21 protein-coding genes and 1 riboswitch are annotated in these 23,295 nt (G+C 61.0%); of the genes, 9 read left to right on the top strand and 12 right to left on the bottom strand.

Annotation, left to right across the window (positions count from 1 at the left end; all coding sequences use genetic code 11):
- Positions 1 to 24 precede the first annotated feature (24 nt).
- Positions 25 to 927, top strand: a complete 903-nt coding sequence (locus tag MKZ87_RS16820; protein WP_085702894.1) for a transporter substrate-binding domain-containing protein — start codon at positions 25 to 27, stop codon at positions 925 to 927.
- 4 nt (positions 928 to 931) lie between these two features.
- On the opposite strand, the gene MKZ87_RS16815 is transcribed toward MKZ87_RS16820, so the two are convergent.
- Together MKZ87_RS16815 and MKZ87_RS16810 are read right to left on the bottom strand one after the other, a co-directional pair.
- Positions 932 to 1,651, bottom strand: coding sequence for a 16S rRNA (uracil(1498)-N(3))-methyltransferase (locus MKZ87_RS16815; protein ID WP_085702893.1), 720 nt, complete (start codon positions 1,649 to 1,651; stop codon positions 932 to 934).
- Between the two features lie 152 nt (positions 1,652 to 1,803).
- Positions 1,804 to 3,210, bottom strand: a complete 1,407-nt coding sequence (locus tag MKZ87_RS16810; protein ID WP_085702892.1) for an adenosylmethionine--8-amino-7-oxononanoate transaminase — start codon at positions 3,208 to 3,210, stop codon at positions 1,804 to 1,806.
- 223 nt (positions 3,211 to 3,433) lie between these two features.
- Here MKZ87_RS16810 and MKZ87_RS16805 point away from each other — a divergent pair, with 223 nt between their 5' ends.
- Positions 3,434 to 5,218 (top strand): flavin monoamine oxidase family protein, encoded by a 1,785-nt coding sequence (locus tag MKZ87_RS16805; RefSeq protein WP_085702891.1) that lies wholly within the window; start codon positions 3,434 to 3,436, stop codon positions 5,216 to 5,218.
- A 387-nt stretch (positions 5,219 to 5,605) separates the two neighbouring features.
- Here the strand turns inward: MKZ87_RS16805 and MKZ87_RS16800 are convergent, their stop codons facing one another.
- Positions 5,606 to 6,106 carry a hypothetical protein gene (locus MKZ87_RS16800; protein WP_234206088.1) on the bottom strand — a complete coding sequence of 167 codons (501 nt, stop codon included), beginning with the start codon at positions 6,104 to 6,106 and terminating at the stop codon, positions 5,606 to 5,608.
- 331 nt (positions 6,107 to 6,437) lie between these two features.
- Between MKZ87_RS16800 and MKZ87_RS16795 the strand changes: the two genes are divergently transcribed.
- Together MKZ87_RS16795 and MKZ87_RS16790 are read left to right on the top strand one after the other, a co-directional pair.
- The gene (locus tag MKZ87_RS16795; protein WP_085697826.1) at positions 6,438 to 6,989 is read left to right on the top strand and encodes a cytochrome b; all 552 of its coding nucleotides are present in this window, start codon (positions 6,438 to 6,440) and stop codon (positions 6,987 to 6,989) included.
- Positions 6,990 to 7,021: 32 nt separating this feature from the next.
- Positions 7,022 to 7,615, top strand: a complete 594-nt coding sequence (locus MKZ87_RS16790; protein WP_085697911.1) for a YceI family protein — start codon at positions 7,022 to 7,024, stop codon at positions 7,613 to 7,615.
- A gap of 139 nt (positions 7,616 to 7,754) precedes the next feature.
- Here the strand turns inward: MKZ87_RS16790 and MKZ87_RS16785 are convergent, their stop codons facing one another.
- From MKZ87_RS16785 to ahcY, 4 genes are all read right to left on the bottom strand, one after another.
- Positions 7,755 to 9,641, bottom strand: coding sequence for a DEAD/DEAH box helicase (locus MKZ87_RS16785; RefSeq protein WP_085702890.1), 1,887 nt, complete (start codon positions 9,639 to 9,641; stop codon positions 7,755 to 7,757).
- 222 nt (positions 9,642 to 9,863) lie between these two features.
- Entirely contained in the window at positions 9,864 to 10,676 is an 813-nt protein-coding gene (locus MKZ87_RS16780; protein WP_085697824.1) for a substrate-binding periplasmic protein, read from the bottom strand.
- A 147-nt stretch (positions 10,677 to 10,823) separates the two neighbouring features.
- Positions 10,824 to 11,669: a methylenetetrahydrofolate reductase [NAD(P)H] gene (gene metF / locus MKZ87_RS16775; protein WP_085697823.1), complete on the bottom strand. Its 846-nt coding sequence runs from the start codon at positions 11,667 to 11,669 to the stop codon at positions 10,824 to 10,826.
- A 192-nt stretch (positions 11,670 to 11,861) separates the two neighbouring features.
- Entirely contained in the window at positions 11,862 to 13,271 is a 1,410-nt protein-coding gene (gene ahcY / locus MKZ87_RS16770) for an adenosylhomocysteinase (protein ID WP_234206085.1), read from the bottom strand.
- A 23-nt stretch (positions 13,272 to 13,294) separates the two neighbouring features.
- Positions 13,295 to 13,393, bottom strand: a riboswitch (S-adenosyl-L-homocysteine riboswitch).
- Between the two features lie 197 nt (positions 13,394 to 13,590).
- Here ahcY and MKZ87_RS16765 point away from each other — a divergent pair.
- On the top strand, positions 13,591 to 13,998 hold the full coding sequence (locus MKZ87_RS16765) for an acyl-CoA thioesterase (protein WP_011336338.1): 408 nt from the start codon (positions 13,591 to 13,593) through the stop codon (positions 13,996 to 13,998).
- A 73-nt stretch (positions 13,999 to 14,071) separates the two neighbouring features.
- Positions 14,072 to 14,950 carry a formate/nitrite transporter family protein gene (locus MKZ87_RS16760; RefSeq protein ID WP_085702888.1) on the top strand — a complete coding sequence of 293 codons (879 nt, stop codon included), beginning with the start codon at positions 14,072 to 14,074 and terminating at the stop codon, positions 14,948 to 14,950.
- Positions 14,951 to 14,995: 45 nt separating this feature from the next.
- Here the strand turns inward: MKZ87_RS16760 and MKZ87_RS16755 are convergent, their stop codons facing one another.
- Entirely contained in the window at positions 14,996 to 16,261 is a 1,266-nt protein-coding gene (locus MKZ87_RS16755; RefSeq protein WP_085697820.1) for a cation:proton antiporter, read from the bottom strand.
- A 104-nt stretch (positions 16,262 to 16,365) separates the two neighbouring features.
- Positions 16,366 to 17,535: an MFS transporter gene (locus MKZ87_RS16750; RefSeq protein ID WP_085702887.1), complete on the bottom strand. Its 1,170-nt coding sequence runs from the start codon at positions 17,533 to 17,535 to the stop codon at positions 16,366 to 16,368.
- Positions 17,536 to 17,754: 219 nt separating this feature from the next.
- Here MKZ87_RS16750 and MKZ87_RS16745 point away from each other — a divergent pair, with 219 nt between their 5' ends.
- Both MKZ87_RS16745 and MKZ87_RS16740 read left to right on the top strand, forming a co-directional pair.
- Positions 17,755 to 18,588 carry an EamA family transporter gene (locus MKZ87_RS16745; protein ID WP_085697818.1) on the top strand — a complete coding sequence of 278 codons (834 nt, stop codon included), beginning with the start codon at positions 17,755 to 17,757 and terminating at the stop codon, positions 18,586 to 18,588.
- Between the two features lie 39 nt (positions 18,589 to 18,627).
- Positions 18,628 to 19,011 (top strand): MAPEG family protein, encoded by a 384-nt coding sequence (locus MKZ87_RS16740; protein ID WP_085697817.1) that lies wholly within the window; start codon positions 18,628 to 18,630, stop codon positions 19,009 to 19,011.
- A 49-nt stretch (positions 19,012 to 19,060) separates the two neighbouring features.
- On the opposite strand, the gene MKZ87_RS16735 is transcribed toward MKZ87_RS16740, so the two are convergent.
- Positions 19,061 to 20,233 (bottom strand): murein transglycosylase A, encoded by a 1,173-nt coding sequence (locus tag MKZ87_RS16735; protein WP_085702886.1) that lies wholly within the window; start codon positions 20,231 to 20,233, stop codon positions 19,061 to 19,063.
- A gap of 128 nt (positions 20,234 to 20,361) precedes the next feature.
- Here MKZ87_RS16735 and MKZ87_RS16730 point away from each other — a divergent pair, with 128 nt between their 5' ends.
- On the top strand, positions 20,362 to 20,811 hold the full coding sequence (locus tag MKZ87_RS16730; protein ID WP_085697815.1) for a c-type cytochrome: 450 nt from the start codon (positions 20,362 to 20,364) through the stop codon (positions 20,809 to 20,811).
- Between the two features lie 132 nt (positions 20,812 to 20,943).
- Here MKZ87_RS16730 and MKZ87_RS16725 read toward each other — a convergent pair whose 3' ends face one another.
- A complete protein-coding gene (locus tag MKZ87_RS16725) occupies positions 20,944 to 21,339 on the bottom strand; it encodes a DUF1090 domain-containing protein (protein ID WP_085697814.1) in 396 nt (131 codons plus the stop codon).
- A 98-nt stretch (positions 21,340 to 21,437) separates the two neighbouring features.
- Positions 21,438 to 23,114, bottom strand: a complete 1,677-nt coding sequence (gene ligB / locus MKZ87_RS16720; protein WP_085702885.1) for an NAD-dependent DNA ligase LigB — start codon at positions 23,112 to 23,114, stop codon at positions 21,438 to 21,440.
- Positions 23,115 to 23,295 lie beyond the last annotated feature (181 nt).

Here is a 23,295-nt window from a genome sequence, read left to right as displayed (position 1 = left end):
CCCCACCCACAACGGAGAATAACAATGCAAAAAATCACGTTGCTCGGCTGCACACTGGCGCTGTTCATCGGCGCCCAGGCACAGGCCAATGAAGTGCCGCTGACCGGTACGCTCGGCAAGATTGCCAGCGCCAACAGCATCACCCTGGGTTATCGCGATGCGTCGGTGCCGTTCTCGTATGTGGGCGATCACACCGGGCAGCCAATGGGGTATTCGGTGGAACTGGCGGACAGGATCGTCGAGCGCATCAAACAGCAGTTGGCGCTGCCGGAGCTGAAGGTGAAGTACAACCTGGTGACCTCGCAGACGCGGATTCCGTTGGTGCAGAACGGCACGGTCGACCTTGAATGCGGCTCCACCGGAGTGACGGCCGAACGGCAGAAGCAGGTCGCGTTCTCCTACGGTTTCATCTACGTCAAAGGCCAGTTGTTGACCGCAAAGGACAGCGCAATCCACAGCTTCGATGACCTGCGCGGCAAGAACGTGGTGACCACCGCCGGCACCACCAACGAACGCTATCTGAAGAGCTACAACCTCGATCACAAATTGAACATGTTCGTGATCAGTGCCAAGGATCACGGCGAGGCGTTCCAGATGCTGCAATCGGGGCGCGCGGCGGCGTTCTACATGGACGATGCGTTGCTCTACGGCGAACGGGCCAAGGCGCGCGACCCGCACAACTGGGTCGTGGTGGGGGAGGAGCAGTCGCGGGAAATCTACAGCTGCATGGTGCGCAAGGATGATCCGCAGTTCCTTGCACTGGTCAACGGTGTGTTGGCCGACCTGTACAGCTCGGGGGAGATCAACGGGATCTACCGCAAGTGGTTCGAACAGCCGATCCCGCCCAAAGGCTTGAACCTTGAGTTCCCGATGACCAGCGAACTCAAGGCAATCATTGCCAGACCGATCAGTGATCCGGTGCAGTGACGGGTTAGAAATCACCCCACAGTTGCTGCGCCACCGCCAGCGCCACAACTGGCGCGGTCTCGGTGCGCAGCACGCGCGGACCGAGGCGGGCGGCGTGGAAACCGTTGGCCTTGGCCTGCTCGACTTCGGCGTCGGACAAGCCGCCTTCGGGGCCGATCAGGAACGCCAGGGTCGATGGTTTGGCGTGGCTCACCAGCGGCTCGGCGACCGGGTGCAGTACCAGTTTCAGCTCGGCTTCGGTCTGCTTCAGCCAGTCGGTGAGCAGCACCGGTGGGTGAATTACCGGCACTCGTGAACGACCGCATTGCTCGCAAGCGCTGATTGCCACCTGACGCCAGTGCAGCAGGCGTTTGTCGGCGCGTTCGTCCTTGAGGCGGACTTCGCAGCGCTCGCTGAAGATCGGGGTGATTTCGGTCACGCCCAGTTCGGTGGCTTTCTGGATCGCCCAGTCCATCCGCTCGCCCCGTGACAGGCCCTGGCCGAGGTGGATTTGCAACGGCGATTCGACCTGACCTGCGAACTGCTCGTCGATCTGCACCACCACGCGTTTCTTGCCGACTTCCACCAGCGATCCGCGAAACTCGTGGCCGGAACCGTCGAACAACTGCACCGCATCGCCCTCGGCCATGCGCAGCACGCGGCTGATGTAATGCGCCTGGGCTTCCGGCAGTTCGTGTTCGCCGGTGCTCAGCGGGGCGTCGATAAAGAAGCGGGACAGTCTCATGGTGGTTCTCTGAAAAGATGTGAATCAGTTGGATCGGAGTCGACTTCATTCGCGAGCAAGCTCGCTCCCACATTTAGAATGCATTTCGCTGTGGGAGCGAGCTTGCTCGCGAAAGAGGCAGTCCAGGCACTGCAAATCTCAAGTAAGCCGAATCAACCCGGATCACGGAACCCGGGATGGAAATCCTTCGGTACCGCCACGCTGACATTCTCGCGGGTGGCGATGTCGATGCCTTCGCTGGCGACTTCGGCAAGGAAGTCGATCTGCTCCGGGGTGATTACGTACGGCGGCAGGAAATACACCACGCTGCCCAGCGGACGCAGCAATGCGCCACGCTCCAGCGCATGCTGGAACACCTTCAGGCCGCGGCGTTCCTGCCACGGATAAGCCTCTTTCGTGGCTTTGTCCTTGACCATCTCGATGGACAGGACCATGCCGGTCTGACGGACTTCCGAGACATTCGGATGATCCACCAGATGCGCCGTCGCCGAGGCCATGCGTTGAGCCAACGCCCGGTTGCGCTCGATCACGTTGTCCTGCTCGAAAATGTCCAGGGTCGCCAGCGCCGCCGCGCAGGCGAGCGGGTTGCCGGTATAGCTGTGCGAATGCAGGAAGGCGCGCAGGGTCGGGTAGTCGTCGTAGAACGCGCCGTAAACCTCGTCGGTGGTCAGGCACGCCGCCAACGGCAGATAACCACCGGTGAGGGCTTTCGACAGGCAGAGGAAGTCCGGTCGGATGCCGGCCTGTTCGCAGGCGAACATCGTCCCGGTGCGACCGAAACCGACGGCGATTTCGTCGTGGATCAGGTGCACGCCGTAACGGTCGCAAGCCTCGCGCAGCAGCTTGAGATAGACCGGGTGATACATGCGCATGCCGCCGGCGCCCTGGATCAGCGGCTCGACGATCACGGCCGCGACGCTGTCATGATTTTCCGCCAGCGTCTGCTCCATGGCCGCGAACATGTTGCGCGAGTGTTCTTCCCAGCTCATGCCCTGCGGACGCAGGTAGCAATCGGGGCTCGGCACCTTGAGGGTGTCCATCAGCAACGCTTTGTAGGTCTCGGTGAACAGCGGCACGTCGCCGACCGACATCGCCGCCATGGTTTCGCCGTGGTAGCTGTTGGTCAGGGTGACGAAGCGCTTCTTGTTCGGCTGGCCGCGGTTGAGCCAGTAGTGAAAGCTCATTTTCAGCGCGACTTCGATGCAGGACGAACCGTTATCGGCGTAGAACACCCGGTTCAGGCCTTCCGGCGTCATCTTCACCAGACGCTCGGACAGTTCGATCACCGGCTGATGGCTGAAACCGGCCAGAATCACGTGCTCCAGCTGATCGACCTGATCCTTGATGCGCTGATTGATGCGCGGGTTGGCGTGGCCGAACACGTTGACCCACCAGGAGCTGACCGCATCCAGATAACGCTTGCCTTCGAAGTCTTCCAGCCAGACACCTTCACCGCGCTTGATCGGGATCAGCGGCAGCTGTTCGTGGTCTTTCATCTGGGTGCAGGGATGCCACAGCACCGCGAGATCGCGTTGCATCCACTGGTTGTTCAGGCCCATATTCAGTCTCCTCGAGGCGGCTCGCGTCAGGCGCGGGCAAACAATCGCGCAAGCCTATGCAATGCATCGCGCCGGAACAACCCATTGTGTCGATTGAGCTACTTTGTACGGGCCGATAGACGTCGCTGGCGGCGTTTTGATGGCTGACGTATTCTTCGCGATTCTTTGGGTCGTATGACCCGCAAAACTGCATTTTCCTACGTGTTTTTCCGGAGTTCGCTGAATGTCTGTCGGTTGGCTGCGCGCCTGTGCGCTAGTGGTGTTGGGGCTGTTTAGCGTTACGGCGCTGGCCAAGGATAAAACCGCAATCGTGATCGGCGGCGGCCTGTCGGGCCTGACGGCGGCTTACGAACTGCAGAACAAGGGCTGGCAAGTCACGCTGCTCGAAGCCAAACCGAGCCTGGGCGGTCGCTCGGGCATGGCCACCAGCGAGTGGATCGGCAACGACAAGACTCAACCGGTGCTGAACAAGTACGTGTCGACCTTCAAGTTGAACACCACGCCAGCCCCTGAATTCGTGCGGACTCCGGGTTACCTGATCGACGGCGAGTATTTCTCCGCCGCCGACCTCACCACCAAACAACCGGCCACGGCCGAAGCGCTCAAGCGCTACGAGAAAACCCGTGACGATCTGGCGCGCTCGATCGACGACCCGCAGAATCCGGCGGCGACCAACACTCTGCACGCCCTGGACCAGATCAACGTCTCGAGCTGGCTCGACAAGCAGAATCTGCCGGCCACTGCGCGTCAGCTGATCAACCAGGATATCCGCACCCACTACGACGAGCCTTCGCGTCTGTCGCTGCTGTATTTCGCGCAGCAGAGCCGGGTGTATCGCGGCGTGTCCGACCGTGACCTGCGCGCTTCGCGTCTGGTCGGCGGCAGCCCGGTGCTGGCCCAGGCCTTCGTCAAACAGCTGAAAACCATCAAGACCAACTCGCCGGTGTCCGCCATCACCCAGGACAAGGATGGCGTCACCGTCAAGGTCGGCAGCGTTGGCTACCAGGCGGATTACGTCGTGCTGGCGGTGCCGTTGCGCGCCCTCAACAAGATCCAGCTGACCCCGGCGCTGGATGCCCAGCACCTGGCCGCGATCAAGGGCACCAACTACGGCTGGCGCGACCAGATCATGTTGAAGTTCAAGACGCCGGTGTGGGAAAGCAAGGCGCGGATGTCCGGCGAGATCTACAGCAACACCGGCCTGGGCATGTTGTGGATCGAGCCAGCCCTGAAGGGCGGCGCCAACGTGGTGATCAACCTGTCCGGCGACAACGCCCGCGTCATGCAGGCCTTTGGCGACAAGCAGATGGTCGATCAGGTACTGATCCGTCTTCACGCCTTTTATCCACAGGCCCGTGGCTCGTTCACCGGCTATGAAATCCGTCGTTACAGCACTGACCCGTCGACTGGCGGCTCTTACCTGGCCTTCGGTCCTGGCCAGATCAGCAAATTCTGGCGCCTGTGGGAACGTCCACTGCAACGCGTAGCGTTTGCCGGCGAACACACCGACACCTTGTACCCGGGCACCCTGGAAGGCGCGCTGCGCACCGGCCAGCGCGCGGCCAGTCAGGTTGAAGACCTGGCGGCAGGCAAATCCTTCGAACCGATCAAGGTCGGCCCGGCAGCGGCCACCGCAGCCGCGGCGGCAGGTGCAGCGGGTGCGGCCACGGCAGCGAAGAAAGGCAACTTCTTCACCAACCTGTTCGGTGGTTCGGACGACGACAAGAAGCCAGAGCCAGTAAAAGCGCCAGAGCCGGCACCTGCTCCAGCCGCTCCAGCGCCGGCACCGACCCCGGCGCCTGCGCCAGCCCCGGTAGAAGCACCGAAGCCAGCGGCTCCGGTGAAGGCCGAGCCGGCGAAGAAAGCGCCAGCCAAGCCTGCAGCGAAGAAACCGGCGGCCAAGACCGAAACGAAAAAACCTGCAGCCAAACCTGCAGCGAAAAAAGCTGAACCGGCGAAGAAGCCAGCGGCCAAACCGGCGGCAACCACTGATACGAAGGCTCAGTAACCTTCAGGCTCAAAAAAACGCGGCTCAATGGCCGCGTTTTTTTATATCCTGAATCTTTGGCAGGTTTTGAAGGGCACTACAGTCCTACATACATCGGCGATGTATCGGATACTTCCCACAGAAATACAGGAAAGAAGCGATTGAGCGCACTTCAGCTTGATTCTATGTTCTTCAATAAATTTGGAGGGCGATATGAAAGCAGCGGTTCTGATTGTTATGTGGGTCGGACTGTCCGGCTGTGTAGATGGTCGAATGATACTTAAAGGCCATGATTCAGAGTTGGCCCATAAGTGTCGGATAGATCCATATAAGCCCGACTGTCTCGATCCACCACCGTTGTTCAGAAGTTCTTGAAAAAGGGGCTTTTGGCTGTGGTGAGAGAAACCCTCAGGAAAGCTTCCATTCATAAATTTCTATCCCGTTCGGGAGCTTTCTCAACCATCTTGGTTTTGGCTTCGGGAGGCGGCCAGGGACGAAGCCGAAGCGCGCCCAACGTACGCTTCCTGTGCGCTGGTCGTATATCACCAGATTTCCATCGTTCTGCATGACCAGACAAGTGTTGTACCAAAGCGATTTGTCGATGCTGTGTGTACTTTCGGCAATCCATAATCGTTTTCTCGAAGCATCATAAAGAAAACCGTTATTGCTGATCACAAACTGCAGGGGCTCACGCATCTTTTTTTTATGCAAAGTCGAGCTGTAAGCTTGATGTGCATCTGCGATCCAGACTACAGCTTCGCCATCTTTGATTAACAAATTGCCATCGGCTTGCAATATCAATCGGAATCGCCCGTTCTCGGATGTCAGAAACTGCCCGGGCGACATTGTCTGATTGGGCGGTAATACGGATGAGCCACTTGCTTGAAACGGGGTGTAACGAATAGCCATGTTTTCCACCTTTGAGTCGAGTTGTCGAGCACCCATTCAATCAAGCTGGACCACACAAGTTGCTATACATATTGCTTGGCTGAAAGATTTTTTTTCTTGTCATCGACCCTCAAGAGAGGGTGCTTTTTCCTATGGCCCGGCCCCTACGAGCTCAGCAGATTTCGCTCAATCAGCGCCTGACATCGCGATACAAAATCGTCTTTAATCTTTCCTTAACTCCCCTGTTCAAGACTCTTGATCGTATTTCTCGATATTTCAAAGCAAAATTTTCCGCTTTAATTCGATAGATAACTCGCTAGTCTTGGTTCGCAGTTCTCACAGGATTTGGGCAATGCAGCTACGTAACTCTTCTTCGCGCTACGGTTGGGTCAGCATCTTCATGCACTGGGGTGTGGCGCTGGCGGTCTTCGGGCTGTTTGCGCTGGGCTTGTGGATGGTGGGGCTGGATTACTACAGCACCTGGCGTAAAGACGCGCCGGATCTGCACAAGAGCATCGGTCTGGTGCTGCTGGGAGTGATGGTGTTGCGGGTGATGTGGCGCTTTGTCAGCCCGCCGCCGCCGTCGCTGGAAAGCTACAGCCGCATGACGCGCCTCGGCGCGAAGTTCGGCCACGCATTTCTGTACTTCGGTCTGTTTGCCGTGATGATTGCCGGTTACCTGATTTCCACCGCAGACGGTGTCGGGATCCCGGTGTTTGGCCTGTTTGAAGTTCCTGCACTGGTTTCCGGACTACCGGATCAGGCAGATACCGCCGGTGTGATTCATCTCTGGCTGGCGTGGGCGCTGGTAATTTTTTCCGGCCTTCATGCGTTGGCAGCATTGAAGCACCACTTTATCGATCGTGATGCGACCCTGACACGAATGCTGGGACGCAAAGCCTGATGTTCAACCTCGACTCCAAAGGAAAACAAAGCATGTTGAAAAAGACTCTGGCCGCTCTGGCAATCGGTTCTGCCGTTCTGTCCGCCAACGTGATGGCCGCTGACTACGTGGTTGATAAAGAAGGCCAGCACGCCTTCGTCGACTTCAAGATCAGCCACCTGGGCTACAGCTACATCACGGGTACCTTCAAGGACATCAGCGGCAAGTTCAGCTTCGACGCTGCCAAGCCTGAAGACAGCAAGATCGAATTCGACGTGAAGACCGCCAGCGTGTTCACCAACCACGCCGAGCGTGACAAGCACATCGCCAGCAAAGACTTCCTGGATGTGGGCAAATTCGCCGACGCCAAGTTCGTTTCCACCAGCGTCAAATCCACCGGCAAGAACGCCGCTGGCAAAGACACGGCTGACGTCACCGGCGACCTGACCCTGCACGGCGTGACCAAGCCGATCGTGGTCAAGGCCACTTTCCTGGGTGAAGGCAAGGATCCATGGGGCGGCTACCGTGCCGGCTTCGAAGGCACTACCAGCATCAAGCGCTCTGATTTCGGCAAGATGATGGATCTGGGTCCACAGTCCGACAACGTCGACCTGTACATCTCGTTTGAAGGTGTCAAAGCGAAGTAATTTTCGCCTGGCAATAAAAAACGCCCGCGGTCTTGCGACCGGGGGCGTTTTTTATTGCCTTCGGCAACGCTCGTCTCGGCGACGCACAAAAAAATGCCCCGGTTTTCAGGCCGGGGCATTTTTCATAGCAGTCGAAAACTCAGCGATTGCGGGTCAGCAAGGCCGGTTTTTCACCGCGTGGGCGGCTTGGCAGTTGATCCAGCTGCTCAGGCGTCGGGAAGCGGTCGGCTTTCGATTCCTTGTGCATGATCTTCGGCCCGCTGCTGCGCGGGTTCTGCACGGCCGGTTCAGCGCGTTGCTGATCGTCACGGGCCGGGCGGCGGTTGCGCGAGTTTTCATCGCGACGACCCTGGCCGTCACGCGGGGCGCCATTGCGCGGGCCGTTGCGTTTGCCTGGCGGGGTGCCGGTGCTCGAACCGTTGCTGTTGCGCGGGCCGCTCTGGCGACCTTGCGACTGACCGCCGCGTGGCGCGCCCGAACCTGCGCCCTGGCCCTGACCGCCAGGACGGCGACCACGGCCACCGGCCGGAGCCTGCTTCGGCACGTAGTCAACGCGGTTGCCGAAATTATCGATATCGTCGTCGAGGAATTCATCCGGAGCGCGATCTGCCGGGATGCGTGGCGGCTGGCTCGGCTGGCGTTGTTCGCGAGCCTGGGTGCCTTCGCGCGGCTTTTGTTGACGGGCAGGACGTTCACCACGCTCGCCACGCTCACCGCGTTCGCCGGCCGGTTTTTCCTTGCCCTTGTCTTTGCCTTTGTCTTTACGACCGCCGCCGCCACCGCCGCCATTCGGGCCGTCGCCGCGTGGGCCACGGGCGTTGCGCGGGTTGCGCATGTCCGGACGTTCACGGGCTTCCGGCTTTTCGGCCTCGATGGTGCTGGCATCGAAGCCCATCAGGTCGCCGTCGGCGATTTTCTGCTTGGTCATGCGTTCGATGCTTTTCAGCAGCTTTTCTTCGTCCGGCGCGACCAGCGAGATTGCCTCGCCCGAACGGCCGGCACGGCCGGTACGGCCGATGCGGTGCACGTAGTCCTCATCGACGTTCGGCAGTTCGTAGTTGACCACGTGTGGCAACTGGTCGATGTCCAGACCGCGAGCCGCGATGTCGGTCGCTACCAGGATGCGCACCTGATTCGCCTTGAAGTCGGCCAGGGCTTTGGTGCGAGCGTTCTGGCTCTTGTTGCCGTGGATCGCCACAGCCGGCAGGCCGTGTTTGTCCAGATACTCGGCCAGACGGTTGGCGCCGTGCTTGGTGCGGGTGAACACCAGCACCTGTTCCCACGCGCCGGCGGTGATCAGGTGGGCCAGCAGTGCACGCTTGTGGCTGGCTGGCAGACGGAAGACGCGTTGTTCGATGCGCTCGACCGTGGTGTTCGGCGGCGTCACTTCGATGCGTTCCGGGTTGTGCAGCAGCTTGCCGGCAAGGTCAGTGATGTCTTTGGAGAAGGTCGCCGAGAACAGCAGGTTCTGGCGTTTGGCCGGCAGGCGCGCGAGGACTTTCTTCACGTCGTGGACGAAGCCCATGTCGAGCATGCGGTCGGCTTCGTCGAGCACGAGAATTTCAACGTGGGACAGATCGACGCTGCCCTGGCCGCACAGGTCAAGCAGACGACCCGGGCAGGCAACGAGGACGTCCACGCCGCGGGACATGGCCTGAACCTGCGGGTTCATGCCGACGCCGCCGAAGATGCACGCGCTGACGAATTTCAGGTCACGGGCGTAGATCTTGAAGCTGTCGTGAACCTGGGCCGCGAGTTCGCGGGTCGGGGTCAGGACCAGCACGCGCGGTTGGCGCGGGCCGTGACGCTGGGATTTGTCCGGGTGGCCGTTGGGGAACAGCCGCTCGAGGATCGGCAGGGCGAAACCGCCGGTTTTACCGGTACCTGTCTGTGCCGCAACCATCAGGTCGCGACCTTGCAACACGGCGGGGATGGCCCGCTGTTGCACCGGAGTAGGCTCGGTATAGCCCGCATCTTCGATAGCGCGGACCAAAGCCTCGGAGAGACCGAGGGAAGCAAAGGACATGAGTAATCCTGTTTCAGTTAGGGCTTGGCCCAATGGGAGTCTTGCCTGGCGCGAATGGCGTTTAAGAGGACGCAATCCCGTCCGGTCCTGCTGCGGTTCCGAAGGCACGTCCGGAGTGCTCGCGCGGGCTGAGAAGCTGCGCTGTAGCGGGTCGGGAGGCCTGTTACGGTTCCGGGCGTCCGGGCGTGAGCCTGGCGGGAACGCCGGAGTATAACAGAGCAATCACTGCGCGCCGCTTTCCTGCTGCTCAACGGTTTTGCCGCTGGCGGTGGCGTTGCCCAGCGGCGCCGCCAGGGCGGGGGCCGCGCCGTAGCGGGCGCTGAGCTCGGCGTAGGCCGGTTCGCGCTTGAAACGCTTGAGCTCGGCGCCGAAGCGCTGCACCAGCAGATCCATCCCGGCATTGCGCCGCACGGCCAGAAACTGGCTCTGGCGGCTGATGACGGTCGGATTTTCGGTAATTTTGTCGCGAATGCCCAACTCATCGAGCAAATGCTGGCCCACCCGGCGATCCGTGATCAGCAGGTCGATACGCCCGCGCACCAGTTTGCCGAAGTTGGCTTCGTGGGTCGGGGCCGGCTCGCGGGTGAACAGGGTCGATTCGCGAAAGTCGGAGCTGTAGAGATAGCCCGGCGAGGTGCCGACGGTCAGGCCCTTGAGGTCTTCAAGGCTGTGAAAAGGGTGCGGCCGGTCGTTGGCATAGAACATCACGAACTCGACGTCCGACAGTGGTTCGCTCGGGTAAAGCAGGGTGGCGTCGCGTTCGTCGCTGTGGAAGATGTCCAGCGCGCCGTCGGCCTGGCCGGTTTCGAGCATCGACAGGCAGCGTTTCCAGGGCAGGAACTGCCATTCGACTTCGATGCCCAGGCGCTTGAACACAATGGCGGTGGTTTCGTAGTCCAGTCCGAGGTTCTTGCCGCCCTGTTCATAGACGTACGGCGCCCACGGTTCGGTGACGATACGCAGCTTCTCGCCCCGAGCCGCAAAGCTCAGGCAAGCAAAAACCAGCACGGCGAATAACTGCGTGATCAAAGGCATGGCTTGAGATTACGACGAGAAACGGCAAAGAGCCAGAAACTGGCCGCAGAAGCTCTGTTTCGGGCGTTAAAAGCAAAAGATCGCAGCGGCGAAAACGCTGAAAGCGCTGTCGCAACTGCGATCTCCTGGTCCTGCGGTTACGTCTTTTTAGCGCGGCAACTTCAGGTTGTTCCAGATTGCCAGGCTCGGTTCGGCCTGGTTCATGGAATAGAAGTGCAGGCCAGGCGCGCCGCCTTGCAGCAGGCGTTCGCACATCTCGGTGACGACCTGTTCGCCAAAGCGCTGAATGCTTTGGCTGTCATCGCCGTAGGCTTCCAGCTGCTTGCGGATCCAGCGCGGGATTTCCGCACCGCAGGCATCGGAGAAGCGCGCGAGTTTGCTGTAGTTGGTGATTGGCATGATCCCCGGCACGACCGGGATGTCCACGCCCAGCGCCTGCAAACGGTCGACGAAGTAGAAGTAACTGTCGGCGTTGAAGAAATACTGGGTGATCGCGCTGTCGGCGCCGGCGCGGGCCTTGCGCACGAAGTTGGCGAGATCGTCTTCGTAGTTGCGCGCTTGCGGATGCATCTCCGGATAAGCGGCGACTTCGATGTGGAAATGATTGCCGGTTTCTTCACGAATGAATTCAACCAGTTCATTGGCGTGACGCAGCTCGCCGCTGGTCATGCCCATGCCGGACGGCAGGTCGCCACGCAGGGCGACGATGCGCTTGATGCCGGCAGCCTTGTACTCGTTCAGCAGGCCGCGCAGGTCGTCCTTGCTGTCGCCGACGCACGACAGGTGCGGGGCGGCGGGGATTTTGACTTCGCTTTCCAGCTGCAGCACGGTGTTCAGCGTGCGGTCACGGGTCGAACCGCCCGCGCCGTAGGTGCAGGAAAAGAAATCAGGGTTGTAGGTGGCCAGCTGACGGGCAGTGGCGAGCAGTTTTTCATGCCCAGCATCGGTCTTGGTCGGGAAGAACTCGAAGCTGTAGCGGCGTTCTTGGGACATGGAGGGAGCCTCCAGTTACGAGCGGCAAGTTACACGCTGCGAAAGAAGCGGAGGTGCGCTGATCTCTCGTGCGTGAAACCTGCTGCCTGAAACTGTTTTGAAATAGGGGCAGAGCTCTCAAGCTTCGCACGGCAAGTCCGGCTTTTGACCTTGCTTGCCGCTTGAAGCTTGTAGCTCGCAGCTGCTCTTGTCTTAGTAGCGGTAAGCGTGCGGCTTGAACGGGCCTTCGACGGTCACGCCGATGTAGTCAGCCTGTTGCTTGGTCAGTTGGGTGACCACGCCGCCGAATCCGCGAACCATTTCCAGGGCCACTTCTTCGTCGAGTTTCTTCGGCAGTACTTCAACGGTCAGACGCTCGGCTTTCTGGGCTGGCGACAGGTCGGCGTACTTCTGGCCGAACAGGAAAATCTGCGCCAGAACCTGGTTGGCGAACGAACCGTCCATGATGCGGCTTGGGTGACCGGTGGCGTTGCCCAGGTTCACCAGACGGCCTTCGGCCAGCAGGATCAGGTAGTCGTCGTTCTGAGCGTCGAAAGCGCCCGGGCCTGTACGGTGGATCTTGTGTACCTGTGGCTTCACTTCTTCCCATGCCCAGTTCTTGCGCATGAAAGCGGTGTCGATTTCGTTGTCGAAGTGACCGATGTTGCAGACTACGGCGCGCTTCTTCAGGGCTTTGAGCATGTTTGCGTCGCAAACGTTGACGTTACCGGTGGTGGTCACGATCAGGTCGATCTTGCCCAGCAGCGCTTTGTCGATGCTGGCTTCGCTGCCGTCGTTGATACCGTCGATGAACGGCGAAACCAGTTCGAAACCGTCCATGCAAGCTTGCATGGCGCAGATCGGGTCGACTTCGGAGACTTTAACGATCATGCCTTCCTGACGCAGGGACTGGGCCGAGCCTTTGCCCACGTCACCGTAACCGATGACCAGCGCTTGCTTGCCGGACAGCAGGTGGTCGGTGCCACGCTTGATGGCGTCGTTCAGGCTGTGACGGCAGCCGTACTTGTTGTCGTTCTTGGACTTGGTCACCGAGTCGTTGACGTTGATCGCCGGGATTTTCAGCTCGCCCTTGGCCAGCATGTCCAGCAGACGGTGTACGCCGGTGGTGGTTTCTTCGGTCACGCCGTGAACGCGGTCCAGAACCTGTGGGTATTTCTTGTGCAGCAGCTCGGTCAGGTCGCCGCCGTCGTCGAGGATCATGTTGGCGTCCCATGGCTGGCCATCCTTCAGGATGGTTTGCTCCAGGCACCACTCGTACTCTTCTTCAGTCTCGCCTTTCCAGGCGAAAACCGGGATGCCGGCAGCGGCGATGGAAGCAGCGGCCTGATCCTGAGTCGAGAAGATGTTGCAGGACGACCAGCGCACTTCGGCACCCAGGGCAACCAGGGTTTCGATCAGCACGGCGGTCTGAATGGTCATGTGGATGCAGCCGAGGATTTTTGCGCCTTTCAAAGGCTGCTCGGAAGCGTACTTGCGGCGCAGACCCATCAGGGCCGGCATTTCCGACTCGGCGATGATGGTTTCGCGACGGCCCCAGGCAGCCAGGGACATGTCGGCAACTTTGTAATCGTTAAAATCTGCAGGCGTGATAACAGCGCTCATGAAGAGCCTCCATTCGTAATGTATGCGAATGGGCGCCGTTGTGCGTTTAGTGTCCGGCGCAAGCCGGCCAACGCCCCATCCGAGCCTGACAGGTTGAACCTGCTGCAGCGCCCCTCGGACAGGTGGCGGGAAAACGGTATCAAGTGAAGGTTACCGTTTTGAAACGGGGGCGATTATAGCCGTCTAGACTGATCTTCCAAAGGGTTTCTGTCGGCCGGATGAAGATCGCCAATCGCGACCATAGTAGAAGCCTCATGGAGCATGACCACTCAGTCTGCCAAGATGGCGCCATCATTCGGCAAGACGCTCAGGAGTGAAGATGAATTTCCACACCCGCAAGTGGGTAAAACCCGAAGACCTCAACCCCAACGGCACCCTGTTCGGCGGCAGCCTGCTGCGCTGGATCGACGAAGAAGCGGCGATCTACGCGATCGTTCAACTGGGCAACCAGCGTGTGGTGACCAAGTACATTTCCGAAATCAACTTCGTCAGCGCTTCGCGCCAGGGCGACATCATCGAACTGGGCATCACCGCCACCGAGTTCGGCCGTACCTCGATCACCCTGACCTGCGAAGTGCGCAACAAGATCACCCGCAAAAGCATTCTGACCGTCGAGAAAATGGTTTTCGTCAACCTCGGCGAAGACGGTCTGCCGGCGCCGCACGGGCGGACCGAAATCAGATACGTCAAAGACCAGTTCAAGGATGACGTGCCCGTTACCGAGTAATCGCGTCTGACCGGCGAACGGAAGCCGAGCGGCGCGTGTCGTAGCCTTATGACTCCGCCACCGGTTTCCCGCCATGACCACACCAACAGACGGCAAGACCCCCGACCTCTCGGCCAAGGAACAACACGAAGTCGAGAAAAGCCAGCCGCCCCGCGCGGCGGTTCTGCATGAAATCATCCGCAAACAGGGCGACCAGGAACTGGAGCGCAGCATTGCCGCGCTGTGGTGGTCGGCGCTGGCCGCCGGGCTGACCATGGGCCTGTCGCTGATGGGCATGGGCCTGCTCAATTCGCGTCTGCCCGAGGGCGACGAATTCAAGGTGATCGCCAGCTTCGGCTACTGCGCAGGCTTTCTCGCAGTGATCCTCGCCCGCCAGCAACTGTTTACCGAAAACACCCTGACCGCCGTGCTGCCGGTGATGACCAAACCGACGTTCGGCAATTTCGGCCGATTGATCCGGCTCTGGACTGTCGTGCTGTTCGGCAACCTGTGCGGCACGATTCTGGTGGCGTACGTGATGCTCGAACTGCCGATCTTTGACAGCAAGACCGACGAGGCCTTTCTCGAAATCGGCCGCAAGGTCATGGAGAACCACGCGAGTCAGATGTTCGCCAAGGGCATCGTTTCTGGCTGGATGATCGCCACCATGGTCTGGATGATTCCGTCCATGGAGAGCGCGAAGATGTGGATCATCATCCTCATCACCTATCTCATGGCGCTGGGCGATTTCACGCACATCGTGGTGGGTTCGGCGGAGGTGTCCTATCTGGTGTTTGCCGGCGAGCTGCCGTGGAGTGATTTCTGGGCGGTGTTTGCCGGGCCGACCCTGGCGGGGAACATCATCGGCGGCAGTTTCATCTTCGCCCTGATCAGTCATGCGCAGATCCGCAGTGAAAGCGGTGCGCCGAAAGATACGGCTGCGCCAAAAGATACGGCTGCGCCGAAAGAGTAAGCGGATCAGGCCAAATAGCCCGATCCGCAGCAGATCAAAAAATGATCAGTGGTGCGCGAGCTCGGCAGCGGTTGCCGGCTCGTCGCGCGTTGCATGCTTGACCAGTTTGCCGATGGTCAGGCCCTGCAACAGGATCGACGACAGCACCACGATGTAGGTGATGCTCAGCAGCAGATCGCGCTCCGGGCCCAGCGGCAGGGCCAGGGCCAGTGCCACCGAAACACCGCCGCGCAAACCACCCCAGGTCAGGATCCGGATCGTGCCGCGCGGCACCGTGCGCCAGCGCCGTAGCAAGACGATGGCCGGGGCCACGGTGAGCAGGCGCGACAGCAGAATCGCCAGCGCCAGCAGAGTCGCCGCCGCCACGTGCAGCCAGTTGAACGGCAGCAGCAACAGCTCCATCCCGATCAGCGCGAAAAGCAGGGCGTTGAGCATGTCGTCGAGCAATTCCCAGAACCCGTCGAGGTATTTGCGCGTCATGTCGTTCATCGCCAGGTTGCGGCCGAGGTTACCGATGATCAAACCGGCAACCACCATCGCAATCGGCGCCGAGACGTGCAGCTCGGTGGCCATCGCCGAACCGCCGATCACCAGCGCCAGGGTCAGCATGACTTCGATCTGGTGCTGCTCGATGCTCTTGATCATCAGGTACACCAGATAACCGATCAGCCCGCCGAACAGCACGCCACCGATGGCCTCATGGGCAAACAGCATGGCCGTGGCGCCGACGGTCGGGGTTTCGCCCAGTTGCGCGATGCCCAGCAACACGGTGAACACCACCACGGCGGTGCCGTCGTTGAACAGCGATTCGCCGACGATGGTGGTTTTCAACGGCTTCGAGGCGTTGGCCGTACGCAGCACGCCGAGTACCGCGATCGGGTCGGTCGGGGAAATCAGTGCGCCGAACAACAGGCAGTAGAGGAAGCTCACGTGCCAGCCGAACAGGGCAAAAATGTAATAGGCGAGGCTGCCGATCACGGCAGTGGCGATCAGTACGCCGAAGGTCGCCAGCAGACCAATGGGCCAGCGGTAGCTGCGCAAGTCGCTCAGGTTGACGTGCAAGGCGCCGGCGAACAGCAGGAACGAGAGCATCCAGTTCATCAGCAGATCGCCGAAGTCGATCTGGCCGATCAGCTGCTGTACGCGCTCTTCGAGACCGGGGTAACCGAGCAGGCTCAGGCCTTGCAGCAACAGGGAAAACATCAGTGCAGTCACCATCACGCCGATGGTTGGGGGCAGGCCGATGAAACGGAAATTGACGAAGGTGAGGAGGGTGGTCAGGCAGATGAAAGCGGCAACGAGTTCAAGCATCCGGAGTCCTTTGGATGGGGGGTGAAAGACAGCGCGCCCGCTCATGGACGCAAGGGTTGGATGGGCTGACGCCGGGTGGGGACACAATGGTGTCCCCGGGGAAATCAGCCGGACACATTGACCGCAGCGACACCCCGACGTTGCAGGTAGATGAAAAACAGCGCCGTCAGCACGGTCAGCACACCCACCAGCGCGCCGGTCCACGGCAAGTCGGCCAGGTCCGCACCGCTGGCGACCACCAGCCCGCCGATCCACGCGCCGGCGGCATTGCCGAGGTTGAACGCGCTCTGGTTCAGGGTCGAACCGAGGTTCGGTGCTTCATGCGCCTGATCGATGATCAGCAGTTGCAGGATCGGGCACAGGGCGAAGGCAAAAATCCCCCACAGCACCAGCGTGACCGCCGCCGGAACCACCGCTCGACTGGTCTGGCTGAACGCCGCCAGAATCACCACCACCGCCAGCGCCACACCCACCAGCGACGGCAGCAGGCGACTGTCGGCCAGGCGACCGCCGAGCATGCTGCCGCCGGTCAGGCCGACGCCGAACAACAACAGCATCACAGTCACGCCGTGGGGGCTGACGCCGGTGATGTCCTGCAGAATCGGCGCGATGTAGGTGAACACGCTGAACAGGCTGGTGGAGGCCAGCACGCTCATGCCCAGCGCCAGCAACACGTTGACCTTGCCCAGCACTTTGAATTCGCTGGCGAGGTTGGCCTTGTCCATCGGGATGTGTTTCGGCAACCACAGCCACTGGGCGAGGGCGGCGATCACACCGATCACCGAGACCGCCCAGAAGGTCGAGCGCCAGCCTGCGTACTGGCCGAGCGCAGTGCCCAGCGGTACACCGAGGACGTTGGCCAGGGTCAGGCCGGTGAACATCATTGCAATTGCCTGCGCCCGTTTGTTCGGCGCGACCAGCCCGGCGGCCACCACCGAACCGATGCCGAAGAACGCCCCGTGGCACAACGCAGTCACCACCCGCGCCGCCATCAGTGTCGCGTAGTTCGGCGCCAGTGCGCACAGCACGTTGCCGAGGATGAACATCAGCGTCATGCCCAGCAGTGTGGCCTTGCGCGGCATGTTGGCGGTGCCGATCGCCAGGATCGGCGCACCGAATACCACGCCCAGGGCGTAGCCGGTGATCAACAGGCCGGCGTGGGGAATGCTCACCGCGAGGTCGCGGGCGACATCGGGCAGCAGGCCCATGATGACGAATTCAGTGGTGCCGATGCCGAAAGCGGCAACAGCGAGTGCAAGCAAGGCGAGTGGCATGCGCAAGGTCTCTGTCGTTAGTCTTGACGCTTTGATCAGGCATACGCAGGCCGGCGACCGCTCTCGGACGAGAACGGGACAGGCAGGAATTATTGGAATTTGTCTGTGCGCAACTGAGTGCGGCGTGGTCGCTTGCAGTATAAACAGCTGCTGACACATCGCGAATCAATAATCTGACTAATTGGCTCAGGCTCAATAACAAGAAGCAAGGAGTGGCACGTGCTGGCGACAGCTCTGGTGTTGGTGGCGGCGCTGTTGCACGCAGCGTGGAATACGTTGATCAAATTCAGTGCCGAGCGGCTGCTGGTGGTGGCCTGCATGGACACCGTGGCACTGTTGTTCGTCGCGCTGGCATTCCCTTTCATCAGCCTGCCGCCGCCGGAGATCTGGCCGTGGATTCTGGCGTCGGCGGCGTTCGAGCTGCTTTATCGCTACCTGTTGATCCAGGCCTATCGGGTCGGCGACCTGGGGCTGGTCTATCCATTGATGCGCGGATTGTCGCCGCTGGTCGTACTGGCGCTGACCCTGATCTTCGCCGGCGAAGTGCTGACCACCCAGCAGATCTTCGGGATCCTGTTGATCCCGCTGGGCATGGCCTGCCTGCTTTGGCAGGGCGGCGGCGGGAAACACCTGCCGTGGTCGATGCTGCCGGTAGTGGCGCTGATCGGCTTGTGCATCGGCTGCTACACCTACATCGATGGCCAGGCGTTGCGGCGCTGGTCGCATCCGCTGGATTACCTGGTCTGGGTCACACTGCTCAGTGCCTGGCCGTTTCCGTTGCTGGCGTGGGTGGCCAAACGTCCGGCGTTCAGGCTGTTCTGGCGCGAGCAATGGAGGCTGGGTCTGGCGGTCGGGTTCTGCGTGTTGTTCAGCTACGCTCTGGTGCTGTGGGCGATGCAGTTGGGTTCGATTGCCGAAGCGGCGGCATTGCGTGAAATCAGCGTGATCCTGGTGGTGCTGTTCGGCATGCGATACCTGAAAGAACCTTTCGGCCGGCCACGGCTCTTAGCCTGTGGGCTGGTGCTGGTCGGCATGCTGGTGATGAAGCTCTGACCGCCCGGCAACTCTAAAACTCGAAAGAAGGACGGCGTTATGACGGTGGCTCTGTGGTGTGTGTTGATCGCGATCTTTCTGCCCTATCTGTGCACCGTCGTGGCCAAGGCCTCGGGTGGTTTCAGACTGCGGGACAATCATGATCCCCGGGACTTTCTGGACAGCGTGGATGGCGTGGCGCGCCGTGCCCATGCGGCGCAACTGAACAGTTTTGAAGTGACCCCGGCGTTTGCGACGGCGGTGATCGTCGCGCACCTGGTGGGCACTGCGGAGCTGGTAACGGTCAATGTGCTGGCGGTGCTGTTCATCACCAGTCGCCTGCTCTACATCATTTGCTATCTGGCGGACTGGGCGATGCTGCGGTCGCTGGTGTGGTTCGTCGGGATGGGGCTGATTGCCAGTTTCTTCTTCGTGTCGGTCTGAACCCTGAAAGATCGCAGGCTGACGAGGCCTGCGATCTTTTGCATTGTGCCTACGGCTTGTCGGCCACCTGCGGCACTTGCGGCAGCGCCGCGCCTTTTGGCCAGAGCATCCAGATCTGCCCTTGCTGCTTCATGTCGCCGGCCAGTTGTCCGGCGGCATCGCCGGTGCCCCAGAACAGATCCGCGCGAACTTCGCCGGCAATCGCGCCGCCGGTGTCCTGCGCGGCCACCGGGCGCACCAGCGGCGTGCCGTCCGGGCGAGTGGTCGACAGCCACAACAGGCTGCCCAGCGGAATCACCTTGCGATCCACTGCCGCGCTGTAACCGGCGGTCAGCGGCACATTCAGCGAGCCGCGCGGGCCTTCGTTGCTGTCCGGGTTGCGGGTAAAGAACACGTAGCTCGGGTTGCTCGCCAGCAGTTCCGGAATGCGCGACGGGTTGGCCTTGGCCCAGTCGCTGATTGCGCCCATGGTCACTTCTTCTTTTTTCAGCTCGCCCTGTTCCACCAGCCAGCGGCCGATCGGCCGGTACGGGTGACCGTTCTGGTCAGCGTAGGCGATACGCAGTTGGCGGCCATCATCGGTCTGAATCCGCCCCGAACCCTGAATCTGCAGGAATTGCAGATTCATCGGGTCGGTCAGCCAAGCCACGACCGGCGCCTTGACGCCCTGGCTTTCGATGGTCGCCGCGTCGTCGTAAGGCTTGAGCACGCGACCTTCGAGGCGGCCGCGCAGGCGCTTGCCTTTCAGTTCCGGGTAAATGCTGTCCAGCGACACAATGATCATGTCCTCGGGCACGCCATACACCGGCACGTTGGCGGTGGCGGTCTGCGTCAGGCTGCCGGGATAGACCGGTTCGTAGTAGCCGGTGATCAGGCCGTTGGGGTTGTCGTTCTCGGCGCGCAGGCCGAAGACGTCGAGGTTCTGCTTGAGGAAGGCGCGGATGTCGCCGGCGCTTTGCGGCACATTGGCGGCTGCCGCGCAGGTCGCGCCCCAGACCGGATCAGCCTTGAGCCGGGTGCAGGCGCTGCGCCAGGAACCGAAACCGGCCACCAGATCGCTGTCGGACACTGCCGGCAATGCTTCCCAGGTGGCACTGGAGTAGGTGGCCAAGGCGTGGGTTTTCGGCTTGGCGCTGTCGCCACCGGTGCAGCCGGCGAGGACCGCCAAGAGCGGGAGGGTAGCGATAAGCGGATGACGCCAGGCCTTGAAACGGCTGTTCATGGAGAATTTCCTGTGCCGGTTGCAGAAGTGCTCCATGCGCTCAAGCAACCCTTATTGTTAATAGGGCTATTGGTGTTTGGCGGTGACCCGAGGATACTGGCCGCCGATTTCCGTGACCTGAAGCCACCATGACTCTTAAAAGAATTTCTGTTGTATTGCTGGCCTGCCTGACCTTGTCCGCCTGTGGCGGTGTCGACCCGAATTCCCCGCTGGGTCAGCGCAAGGCGATCTTCAAACAGATGCTCAAGACCAGCGAAGACCTGGGTGGCATGCTGCGCGGGCGCATTGCTTTCGACGGGCCGAAATTTGCGGAAGGTGCGGTCAAGCTCGATGCGTTGTCCCATGAACCGTGGAAACATTTCCCGCAGGTGCGCGAGGAAGATCACACCAGCGCCAAGGACGATGTCTGGCAAAAACAGGCCCGCTTCCAGGAAATGGCCCGCACCCTTGAAGCGGCTACCGGTGAACTGGTGATCGCCAGCAAGGTTCAACCCTACAAGGCCAGTAACCTGGGGCCGGCCGTGCAGAAAGTCGAAGATGCCTGCAGTGCCTGCCATAAAGAATTTCGGGACCATTGATTTCTGTTGTTTGAGTGGACGCCTTCGCGAACAGGCCCGCTCCCACACTTGACCGTATTCACCTGAGCAACCCGGTCTGATGTGGGAGCGGGCTTGCTCGCGAAGAGGGCATCACATTCAACGCATTGGCGGTTACTTGTCGAGTTCGTCCAGCGCGTCCTGCAATTCCTTGCGCGATTCGGCGAGCTTGTTCTTGCGCTTGTCGATCTTCTCCGGATCGCCTTTCTTCATGGCCTTGTCCAGATCGGCCTGGCGCTTGCTCACTTCGTGCTTGGCATCGAGTACCTTGTTTTCGCGTTCTTTCTTCAGACCGGCGTCGGTGCAGTGTTCGGTGACTTCGCGCAGGGCGGTTTCGAGGCCGGCCTGCTGGTCGGTGTTGCCGCGCGACTTGGCCTGTTCGATCTGGTTGATGATGCCCTGCTTCTTGGCGGCACAACCGGTCAGGCCCGGCGCGTCTTCGTCGGCCATCACGGGAGCGGCGAGGACTGCGCAGAAAGACAGCAGGGCGAGCGGTGCGAGAAATTTCATAAAAGCTCCATGTGCAAAGGCAATCGGGTCGGTAAAGCACTGCGCTGTTGGAGCGCTCCGGCGGACATTGGGTTCCCGGCGGGCCGGGGATTGCATGTTCAGAAGCCGTCGACGCCGGCGGCTTGCAGGGTTTCACTCAGGGCCAGTACCTGCGGGTCGCGAAAAAAGGCGCTCAATTGCGCCGCGCGGCCCGGGCCGATCCCGGCTTCTGCCTGCCATTGTTCGGTGTTGCGTTGTGCCAGCGCCTGCCACGAATCGGCGAGTGTTGCCTGACCGGTCGGTGGCAATCCCAGGGCTTTGAGCCACTGTAGAAACGGCCGTTGGCGGGCGCTGTGAAAACTGTGCAGCAGGCGGGCACTGCTGCGCTCGCCGAGGCCGGCAATGTTAGCAAGCTCCGGCCCGTCGAGGGTCAACCAATCCAGCAGGCTGTTCAGGCGGCCTGTTTCGAGAAGTTTCTCCCAGGTACCGCGACCGACATGGGGCAGGGCCAGCCCCTGTTTCCCGCTGAGCCAGGTCAGGCGCGCGAGGAACTGGCTTTCGCAGCCCGGCGTCGGTTGCCAGCAGCTCAGGGCATGAAAGTCGCTGGCCAGCGGAACGTTCAGATCGGCGCGTTCTTTGCTGCGCAGCACTACGCTGTCGAGTCGCGGAATCGTCAGCCCGGCCAGGCTGATTGCCACCTGATCGCCGGGGCGAATGTCCAGATCCTGCCAGCGCCTGAGCGAACTGACGCTGACCCGTTTGATCTGCCGGTCATCGAGCGTTACCGGCGACAGTTCAAGCACCGGCGTGATGCGCCCGGTGCGGCCGATCTTGAAATTCACCTTGCGTACCTCGGCCAGCGCCTGGGCAAAAGGGTATTTCCAGGCGACAGCCCAGTAGGGCGGACGAGCCTGCCAGCGTTCGGCGGGCGGTCGCTGGCTCTGGCGCAGAACCACGCCGTCCGTGGCGAATGGCAATGGCGAGCGATACCAGTGATCGCGCCAGCGTTGCGCGTCGTTCAGGCTGGCGACGGCCTGGGTGTACGGTTCGGTGGGGGGAAAGCCGAATTGCGCCAGGGCCGCGATTCGCTCTGGCAAGTCCTCAGGCCCTTGCGGCCAGTCCCAGACAAACAGCCCGATGCCGGCGGCATGTTCCGCGTCGAGATCCTTGCGCCCCAGCAGGCCGGCCACGGTGGCGCGGGCATTGGCGCCGCCGGCGCGTGCCTGCATGTGTCCGTTCAAGCGCCAGTAGAGTTCGCCTTGCACCAGCAGATCCTGTGGTTGCGTCAGCTGTTGCGGAATGGCTCCGATCTTTTTGGCCGAAGCCGTCCAGTCCTGCCCGCGAATGCCATCCCCGCGACTGATTGCCTGATGCAACCGGCCGTCGCGATAGATCAGGGTGACCGCCACGCCATCGACCTTGGGTTGTATCCAGACGTTTTGGCGGTTGCGCAGCCAGATCGCGATGTCCGCAGCGTCATGAAGTTTGTCCAGGCCGGTGTGGGCGACAGGGTGCGCCACCGGGCCTGATGCAGTGCGCAACGGCTCGGGTGGTGAAGGAAGTTTGAAGCATCGGCGCCATTGGTTCAGGCGCAGGCGTGACTGATCGTACAGCTCATCGGCGATCACTGATCGGCCTTCGCGATGGTAGGCGTCGTCCCAACGGTCGATCTGTTGTTGCAGGGCGGCGACTTCGCTCGATGCCCGGTCGGCGGGCCAGTCCGGGCAGGTGGCAGCGAAGGTATTGAGGTGGAAAACCGGCAGGAAAAACAAAAACAGGCGCAGTGTGGCAAGCATCGTGAGCGTCCTTGCTCAGGTAGATGCTTGAAGGCTAGGCGAGGATTTGTTGTTGAGAGAGATGGGTGTTTTGCGAGCTGTTTCCAGTCCGAATGTGATATCGCTGATTCGGGCCTCTTCGCGAGCAAGCTCGCTCCCACGGAGTACGAATGAAAAAGCCCCGCACGGCGAACCGTGCGGG

Origin of the sequence: Pseudomonas sp. MCal1 (assembly GCF_026341415.1) — a bacterium.
GTDB lineage: Bacteria > Pseudomonadota > Gammaproteobacteria > Pseudomonadales > Pseudomonadaceae > Aquipseudomonas.
The sequence above is the reverse complement of the archived record's forward strand: the minus strand, read 5'-3'. Positions and strand labels throughout refer to the sequence as shown.